This is a genomic window from Meiothermus sp., from assembly GCF_025060375.1.
Taxonomy (GTDB): domain Bacteria; phylum Deinococcota; class Deinococci; order Deinococcales; family Thermaceae; genus Meiothermus.
Window position 1 is genome coordinate 1 of sequence record NZ_JANXCG010000070.1, and the last position, 4,925, is coordinate 4,925.

Annotated in this window: 5 protein-coding genes and 1 pseudogene; 2 read left to right on the plus strand and 4 right to left on the minus strand. The window is 65.9% G+C overall.

Features of this window, described 5'->3' with window-relative positions; translation table 11 throughout:
* Positions 1–213: pseudogene (locus tag NZ849_RS08850) on the minus strand (recombinase XerC); the annotation flags it as partial.
* A 404-nt stretch (positions 214–617) separates the two neighbouring features.
* On the opposite strand from NZ849_RS08850, the gene NZ849_RS08855 reads away from it, so the two are divergent.
* The gene (locus NZ849_RS08855; protein WP_367182963.1) at positions 618–890 is read left to right on the plus strand and encodes a hypothetical protein; all 273 of its coding nucleotides are present in this window, start codon (positions 618–620) and stop codon (positions 888–890) included.
* A gap of 525 nt (positions 891–1,415) precedes the next feature.
* Here the strand turns inward: NZ849_RS08855 and NZ849_RS08860 are convergent.
* From NZ849_RS08860 to NZ849_RS08865, 3 genes are all read right to left on the minus strand, one after another.
* The gene (locus tag NZ849_RS08860; RefSeq protein WP_295406239.1) at positions 1,416–3,305 is read right to left on the minus strand and encodes a hypothetical protein; all 1,890 of its coding nucleotides are present in this window, start codon (positions 3,303–3,305) and stop codon (positions 1,416–1,418) included.
* 17 nt (positions 3,306–3,322) lie between these two features.
* On the minus strand, positions 3,323–4,156 hold the full coding sequence (locus NZ849_RS12100) for an RNA-guided endonuclease InsQ/TnpB family protein (protein ID WP_367182964.1): 834 nt from the start codon (positions 4,154–4,156) through the stop codon (positions 3,323–3,325).
* Between the two features lie 101 nt (positions 4,157–4,257).
* Entirely contained in the window at positions 4,258–4,539 is a 282-nt protein-coding gene (locus NZ849_RS08865; protein ID WP_295406241.1) for a hypothetical protein, read from the minus strand.
* Positions 4,540–4,550: 11 nt separating this feature from the next.
* Between NZ849_RS08865 and tnpA the strand changes: the two genes are divergently transcribed.
* Positions 4,551–4,925, plus strand: a 375-nt coding sequence (gene tnpA, locus NZ849_RS08870) for an IS200/IS605 family transposase (RefSeq protein ID WP_295406243.1), incomplete at its 3' end; no start/stop codon positions are given.

Genomic DNA, 4,925 nt, shown 5'->3' on the forward strand with positions numbered 1-4,925 from the left:
GAGGCCCAGGGCCTCGGACAGGCGGAGGCCCGTGCCGTAGAGGAAGGCCAAGAGGGCCCAGTCCCGAAGGCCGATGCGCGGGGAGCGGTGGCGGTAGGCGGCCTCCAGAAGGCGGGCCACCTCGGGCGGGGTGAGGTAGACGGGGAGGCGGCGGGGCAACTTGGGCCGCTTCACCCCTTCGGTGGGGTCCTTCAGGATGGTTGACACCTCCACAGCTGAAGCAGTGGGGTTCTTTTTTATCGCCCCTTACCTGCTCAGCGGGTCACTGGGAACATAGGGGCAGGACCCGCTTCCGGGGGAGTCCCATCACTCCCCTTCCCCCGGCCTATGCAGAGGGGTGCGGATCCGGAGGCGTCGGGATGCTGGCGGGCGAGCTCCAGGAAGCGGCGGTCCCTTTGGGCCTCCTCCACCTCCCACCTGCGCGGGTAGACGAAGGCCCGACCGGCGTGGGCCCAGGGCCTTCCCCGGGCGGGCCCGGGTCACGGGCCTGCTCGGGGCGCCCTGGGTCGGGCATGTTCTTGCCCCTACGGGGCTGGGCTTTGGAGGAAGGGGAGCCCTCTCCCAAAGACAGGCACCTTGCCTTGGCGGAAGGTCCTGGGAGGGGCATCCTGTGGGGGATGACCAAGGAGGAACGCCTCCTCAAGCTGGAAGGGATCGTGGAGGCGGTGGTGCGCCTTCTTCCCGAACGGATCACCAGCCTAGAGGGAAGGCTGGAAGCTTTCCGGCAGGAGCTCACGGGGGAGATCCAGGCCCTGAGGGGGGAGAGCAAGGAGGAGATCGCCGCCCTGCGGCAGGAGATGAAGGGGGAGATTGCTGTCTTACAGCAGGAAATGCAAGGTGAAATTGTCGCCTGTGCCAGGAGGTTAAGGCTGAGATCAACACCGTCTTGAACCGCCTCATGTTGGTCTTAACCGGCTTGGGGGTGGTCCTGGCCCTCCTAACCCTGCTGCGCTGAAGGGCGGAGCCGGGTGGGGCAGGTAAGGGGGAAGCCCTTCACCGTGCTGGTCCGTTCCAACGCCGGGCCTGGCAGAGCTGGACCTTCCCCGGCGGGCATAGTCCTTGGCCTGCCCGGGGTCCGGCCATTCCCTCGAGCCCCAGCCACCTGGCGCCTCGGGGCCAGCACCTCCTCCTCCAGGGCCTCCACCCGTCGCTCTAGCGGCTCGATGGCCTGAAGCAGCCGCTCCTACCGCCCCGAGGAGGGCGGTACCGCCCCCTCCCAAGAGGGGGGCCAGGAGGCGCTTGGCCCGGGTGGTGGCCACGTAGACGTAGAGAAGGTCCCCACCGCCCGCACCTGCTCCGCCGTGGGGGAAAGCCCTGAATACCTGCCCCCATTATGGAGGAGGCTTCCTAGCGGAGCAGGACCTCCTCGGCGGGCCGGCGTAGCCCCACTCCCGGGTTGGAAGGGACAGCCCGGCCTATCTGGCGGCTTTGGGCCAGGCCCCGCTGACCAGGGACGCCACGGCAGGGACGCCGATGAGCAGCAGAACCGTGATTGGGGCGGTTCTGGGCTCCATAAGGGACACCGCACAGAAACCCAGCTCTGCCAGCCCCACGCCTATGCGAACCTTCCGCTTCCAGCCCAGTTCGTCGCTTCCGAAAAGGGCAAAGAAGCGCAACAATAGGAGGCCCACTATCGGCAGGACCCCGGGCTGTTGGATGGCCAGGGTGAGGAACGCAGCCAGCTCCGGCAGGAACACCACCCGCCAGCCGATGCTCCGGATAAGGCTCAGGAAGGGGTTCTTGGGGGTCTCTGCTGACGGCACCCGCTCAACCAGGAAGCGGGGAGGCGCCTGAAGCCTTCCCTCCACCACCTCCCCCGCCCTTAGGGAGTAGCGCCCGCTTTTGTCCCGCAGTACGGGTACCGGGGATTGCCGGTTGTAGAGCCAGCCAGCGACCGCATCCACCTCGTCGCGGTTCAGCTGGCACCGACCCTGCAGGTAGGCGTGGATGGCCCGTTCGTCCCGCAGGGTCAGCACGCCGTCTTTGTATGTCTGCGGCTCTTTCAGGCCCGGCTCCCTTACGGCTGGGCTGGCCGGGATCGCCCCGCCGGAATCCTCCCAGACCCGCCTGGCCTCGGCGTGCGCTATGAGGGAATGTTCGGCAACAACGAGCACGCCCGCTGGGCCTACGTAGAAGCTGGCCGGCACCCCCTGAAGGGATACCCGGCGGACCCTGGGGGCCTCCTGTGCCGGGGTCGCGGGGGGACTGGCCGGAGCAGGATTGCCCTGGGGAACCAGCTGCCGCACCACCTCAACAATGCCCCTTGGGGATAGCTGACGGCGGCCCCGGCGGAGGCGGGTCTCGAGGCCGTGGGTAGACCGGGCGGCCCGTACCTGAAGCCGGGGAAAACGCTGGGCCAGGGCCACCTCCACCTCCAGCCGCTTTTTTTGCCGAACCTCCGGTGCTTGGGCGACCACCCACACCCCGGCAGGGCCCACCCAGATCTCGTAGGGCTCGTCCCGCTCGCGGATGCGGTAAACCGATCCGGTCGGCCCCTCGGGGGATGGCTCATCAGGGACGGTGGCGGTGGTCTGGGGCTCGCGCACAAAGGGGCTCTGGAAGTACACCTGCCCGCGCTGGCGGGCTAGGGCCCGCTCGAGCGCCCCCACGGCAGCCCGTCCGGCAACCTCCACCTGCTCCCTGGTGGGCATGGGCATCTCCACCGGCCTGCCGTGGACCACCCTATTGCGCAACCGGAGGAAGTGGCGCACCTGCCGCAGGCCCGGCTCATCCATGAGATGCCGAACCTGCTCGAGAAGCTCACCGGCGCCCCTGGCGGGGCCCCTGGCCCCCAGCTGCACCAGCAGCGCCTCGACTCTCTGACCGTAACTGACCACCAGATCGCCGATACCTTGCATTTGGCTACAGCCTACAAGAGCGTGCCAGACCCGCGTAGCCTCTTTGCGGGGAAGGGAAGTCCAGGTGAGGGTGATGGGTTCATCGCCCTCCGGGTCGCTGGGATTGGACACCTTGATCTCCAGAGGGGTGGTCGAGAGGTACTCGGGAAGCGGGCGCTGCGGAGGGCTGGCCGGGAAGTCGGGTGGGGTGAGCAGCATAGGGGTGAACGTGGGCGGCCTGTTGGGGGAGTCGACGATGTTGATGGTCACATTGACGCTCCTTGTCCTGCCCTGGGGGTCAAAGGCTGTGAGGAAAATGGTGCGGGTTCCCGGGGTGTTGAACCGGGCCCTCTGGGTGCAGCCCATCCGCCAGTGGATGGGGTCTGAAGGGTTGGAGCTCGTCCAACGGCACCCGGCGGGCCCTGGCCTGGGGTCAGGCCCCTCGTTCGGGTCCAGGGCGCGGCCCACGAAGACCACTTCATGAACTACCCACGACCAACCGCTATCGCAGTGTGGTCGGGGTTTCGCGGTTCGTTGAGGTCAGACTTCGACCCCTCCCCGCCCCCTGGTTCCCAGGGGGTAGATTCCCTGCGGGACGGGCTGGAGCCCGTACACCCAGGGTCTAACGCCCATCTCAGCATGACCAAGGCCGCGGCCTGGTCGCGGGGCATGGCGCACCCACAGGGGCAGCGGTGCACACGCTGAGAGGGTAGTTTTTTCTCCTGGCGTAGGCAGAGGGGACAGGTCTGCGAAGGCTTGACCTTGGGGGTGGGCACCTCTACCAGCCGCGTACCAGCCTCTTTCGCTTTGTACGCCAGCTTTTGCAGGATGCCTCGCATCCCCACGTCGAGCATCGCCCGGTTGAGGCCTGCCTTTCCCCTTCCACCCTTTGCCGTCATGGCTTTGACCTTTAGGCTTTCGGTTGCGATGAGTCCGTATCTCGCAACCCAACCGGCGGTCAGCTTGTGCTGGAAGTCATCCCTTTGGTTGGCAACCCTCCGGTGTAACCGAGCAATGGCCTGTTTGGTCCGCTTCCAGCGGTTGCTGAAGCGCTTCTGCCGGGACAACTTACGCTGCAAGCCCCTGAGCCGGCTGCTTGCCCGCTTGAGGAAGCGGGGGTTCTCCACCCTAGTGCCATCCGACAGGGTCGCTACCGCCTCCACGCCCAGGTCTATGCCCACAGACCCATTGCCGGATTTGCGGGTAGGCTGGCAACGAAGGGTGATAGTTGCATACCAGCCATGCGAGGTGCGGGTCAGCGTCACCTGACGAGGCTCACCCCACTGCCGGGGTTTGCCCCTGGCCCGGATGGCCCCCATGTTTCCCGTTTGGCCCTCGCTCGAACTTCCACCCGGCCCGGTCGGGGTAGCAAAAGCCCACAAAGCTCTTGGGGCTCTTATAGCGAGGGAAGCCCGGCTTCTCACCCCTCCTGACCCGACGGTAGAAGGCCTGGAAGGCCCGGCCGCACGGTCTCCTGCAGGGCATGGCTGCCCAGCACCTGGTATTCGGGCATCTCCTCCTTGAGCCTGGGCAGCTCGTTTTGCTGGTCGTAGTAGCTAATGGTCTTCCCTTTAGCCCAAGCTTTGCGGCGCTGCTCGATGCAGGCGTTGTACAGGTTGCAGTGCAGGCGGTTCCACCGCTCCAAGGTCTCAAGTTGAGCTTGGTTGGGGTAGAGCTTGTAACGCACCTGGCGGGCCTGCACGCCTCTAGTGTATCGTCAAACTCAAGACCGCCAACAACGCCGCCTTCCTTCCGTATCATTTGGTTCTGGTCACCAAATACCGGCGTAAGTGTTTGACCGGGGTGATGTTGGAGGAGTTGCGGCAGAAGGTCGCCCAGGTGTGCGAGCAATGGGGTTGCGAGTTGGTCGAGTTTTCCGGTGAAGCCGACCACGTACATCTACTGTTCGAGGCCACTCCGACTGTCGAACCTGCAAAGTTTGTCAACAGCCTCAAAACTGTCACCAGTCGCGCCTTACGCAAGCGCCACGCCGAACACCTCAGCAAGTTTTACTGGAAGCCCGTGCTATGGTCGGGTTCCTACGCCATCCTGACAGCGGGCGGGGCGCCCTTGGAGGTGCTCAAGCAA